The 446-nt window shown below is 67.0% G+C and carries 1 protein-coding gene; it reads left to right on the top strand.

Annotated features, from left to right (window positions below):
- A partial coding sequence (locus tag AC0L3U_RS38480; RefSeq protein WP_473364974.1) for a class I SAM-dependent methyltransferase occupies positions 1–446 on the top strand: 446 nt, incomplete at both ends.

Genomic DNA, 446 nt, shown 5'->3' with positions numbered 1-446 from the left:
GACCGCAAGCGGTTCTTCATGGCCGGCGAGCGCGCCGCACTGCACGCCCAGGGCACCGAATTCGCGCTGCTGCAGGCCGAACTGGCCGGGCAGGGCGCTGCTCGCCTGCTGGACCTGGGGTGCGGTGCCGGGCATGTCAGCTTCCAGGTGGCGCCACTGGTCAAGGACGTGGTCGCCTACGACCTGTCCCAGCAGATGCACGATGTGGTCGCTGCCGCTGCGCAAGATCGCGGCTTCACCAATATCAGCACCGTTAACGGCGCCGCCGAACGCCTGCCGTTCGCCGATGGCGAATTCGACTTCGTCTTCAGCCGCTACTCGGCCCACCACTGGAGCGACCTCGGCCTGGCCTTGCGTGAAGTGTTCAACACCGTCAAGGGCTTGTCCGCCGTGATCGCCACCGCGGTGCTGGACACGCTGACCACCCAGCGCGGGCATTACCACTC

Source organism: Bradyrhizobium sp. Kon69 (assembly GCF_055807515.1).
Note: the sequence above shows the minus strand (reverse complement) of the source record. Positions and strands in the feature narration are given on the sequence as shown.